This is a genomic window from Pseudomonas typographi (genome assembly GCF_014694385.1).
GTDB lineage: Bacteria > Pseudomonadota > Gammaproteobacteria > Pseudomonadales > Pseudomonadaceae > Aquipseudomonas > Aquipseudomonas typographi.
In genome coordinates this window covers 1-1,476 of sequence record NZ_JAAOCA010000087.1, presented here as the reverse complement: position 1 = coordinate 1,476, position 1,476 = coordinate 1, and the positions used below count along the sequence as shown (strand labels likewise).

At 59.1% G+C, this 1,476-nt stretch carries 3 protein-coding genes; all 3 read right to left on the bottom strand.

Annotation, left to right across the window (positions count from 1 at the left end):
* Positions 1-820, bottom strand: an 820-nt coding sequence (locus tag HAQ05_RS27720) for a tape measure protein (protein ID WP_190427559.1), incomplete at its 3' end; no start/stop codon positions are given.
* A gap of 56 nt (positions 821-876) precedes the next feature.
* On the bottom strand, positions 877-1,266 hold the full coding sequence (locus tag HAQ05_RS27715; protein WP_190427558.1) for a hypothetical protein: 390 nt from the start codon (positions 1,264-1,266) through the stop codon (positions 877-879).
* A gap of 28 nt (positions 1,267-1,294) precedes the next feature.
* Positions 1,295-1,476 (bottom strand): hypothetical protein (locus tag HAQ05_RS27710; RefSeq protein WP_238936613.1); only part of this gene is annotated, 182 nt, incomplete at its 5' end.

Below are 1,476 nucleotides of genomic sequence, written 5' to 3'. Positions count from 1 at the left end.
CGGCGAGCTTGCTACTGGTGCCAGTAGCCTGGTCGATCTCGCCGATGAAGTGCGTTACCGAGTTGCCGACCACCGTCAGGCTGCCGCCAATCGTGGCGCTCATCTTAGAGAACAACGTATCGACCGCGCCGTCCTGGGCCTGCAAGGCTTTCACGACAGTTTCCGCCGTCAGCTTGCCTTGAGCACCCAAATTACGCAGCTCACCCACCGTTTTGCCCATACCGGCAGCAATAGCTTGGGCGAGCGCAGGGGCCTGCTCAAGTACCGAGTTCAGCTCTTCCCCGCGCAAGGTTCCCGAGGCAAATGCCTGGCCCAACTGGATCAGCGCTGCGTTAGCGCTTTCGGCCGAGGCGCCCGAAATAGCCAGCGTCTTGCTGATGGTACCCACAACACCAGCCACACCCTCGCTGGAAAGCTTCAAAGCAGTCTGGTTGGTCGCGATACGCTGGTAAAGCTCCGCAGTCGCAGCGAGTGGCTGGCGAGAATCCTGGGCTATGCCGAACACCGCGGCCTGAGCCGTCGCAAGCTCAGCGGATCCGTTGGTGACAAGCTTGAGGCGGTTGGTAAGCGAGCCATACGCCTCTGTGGCCTCATACACGGTGTGCAGGCTGAAGGCGGCAGCCAGGGGAGCCGCGATGCCAGCGGCAACGCTCGTCAACGATGCAAATTGGCGTTCCAGTACCTCGACTTGGCTAGACGCCTTAGTCGCGGCCGCGCCCGTGCTCGATACCGATCGGGCTGCCTGGTCCATGCCCTGCTGAAAGCCGCCAATCTTAGCCACCAGATCCAGCGTCAGCGTGCCCAAAGAGCGCGATGCCATAATCTTTCTCCAGCCGTAAAAAAACCCGGCGGACCGGGTTCAAACGTTTTGATGGCTCAGCTGGAACTGCTGGCTAGCTCATCAATATCTTTCTTCACCGAATTCTCGGCCTTCACAGAGCACTGATCGAAGTAGTCGACAGCATTACCTGGGCCGGGCTGTTTGTAAGCGAAGGCATCGTTCACGGCGTCCTGAATCTTCTCGGGGAGATTGGGGCCAAGCATTTCTTCAGCCTGAGCCTTTGTTTTACCGGCCAATCTCGCCTCGGCCACTTCCCCAACAATCTGACTTCCGTAGAAACACCATCTTGACTCTTCGAACGACCTTTTACTGAACATCAGAGCGGTAAGCGCGGCGACGCCGTTATCGTGTGCGTTGCTATTATCAGCCCAGGCATGCGCGCACAACAGCGAGGCTGATAGCCCCAATATCCCGATTCCCTTCATGGCAAATCCAACCTCGAAAACCGTGAGCTTACACCCATTCCTCCATCGCCTGCTCCAGGCTAATGGGCGGCCTTTCCGCGTGCGGCATGAAGTCGATCAGCGCCGCATCGCCCCCGCGCAGCCGGTTGACCTGCAAGGCGATGATCGCGCCCATCTGCTCCTGGCGCTGCATCGAGTTGAACGATCCATGCTTTTCCCGATACGCAGCCC

Coding starts and splice junctions, on each gene's coding strand:
- HAQ05_RS27715 (WP_190427558.1), bottom strand. CDS start 1,266: ATGAAGGGAATCGGGATATTGGGGCTATCAGCCTCGCTGTTGTGCGCG.